Here is a 742-nt window from a genome sequence, read left to right as displayed (position 1 = left end):
CACAGTCATTTAGCGTATCGCACCCCCGCCGCCGTCTTGGCCCAGGAGGTCGCTATACTCTCTTAACCAGCGGAAGTCTTTTTTGGGGCACTACAGGTTGGCGGAAACCGAAGGGGCTAAATTTTGGTTGTCGGTGCTGACCGCGTTGCAAAATCGAGGGCTGAAGGATGTCTTTATCGCCTGTGTGGATGGCTTGACCGGCTTCCCAGACGCCATCCAGGCGGTCTATCCACAGGCGAAAGTCCAACTGTGCTTGGTGCATCTGGTCCGTAATAGCTTGCGCTCTGTGGCCGATAAAGACCGCCGCGCCGTGGTGGCGGATTTAAAAGGGATCTATCAAGCACCGACGCTTGCGCAGGCCGAACAGGGCTTGGAGACGGTGGCTGAGCACTGGGATCACCAATACCCCTCCTTGAGCGCGTTATGGTTACGGCACTGGGAGCGGGTGATCCCCCTTTTTGACTCCCCAGATGACATCCGCCGTGCGATCTACACCACCAACGCCATTGAGTCCCTCAACAGCGTCATCCGCAAGGCCATTAACAACCGACGGATTTTTCCCAGTGATCGTTCCGCCTTCAAGGTGATCGACTTGGCTATTGAGCAAGCCGCCAAAAAATGGACCATGCCCATCAAAGACTGGAAACAGGCCCTCAATCGCTTCGCCATTCAATTCGAGGGCCGCTTGCCACTCTCACTCCACTAACCAAAACCGCATTTACACAAAAAATTTGACAGACTC

General features: G+C 55.0%; 1 pseudogene. It reads left to right on the top strand.

The window, feature by feature from the left end:
- Positions 1-46: 46 nt before the first annotated feature.
- Positions 47-706: pseudogene (locus BN873_RS01795) on the top strand (IS256 family transposase); the annotation flags it as partial.
- Positions 707-742: the final 36 nt, after the last annotated feature.

The sequence above is a fragment of the Candidatus Competibacter denitrificans Run_A_D11 genome, assembly GCF_001051235.1.
Taxonomy (GTDB): domain Bacteria; phylum Pseudomonadota; class Gammaproteobacteria; order Competibacterales; family Competibacteraceae; genus Competibacter_A; species Competibacter_A denitrificans.
This window is presented reverse-complemented; position numbering and strand designations above follow the sequence as displayed.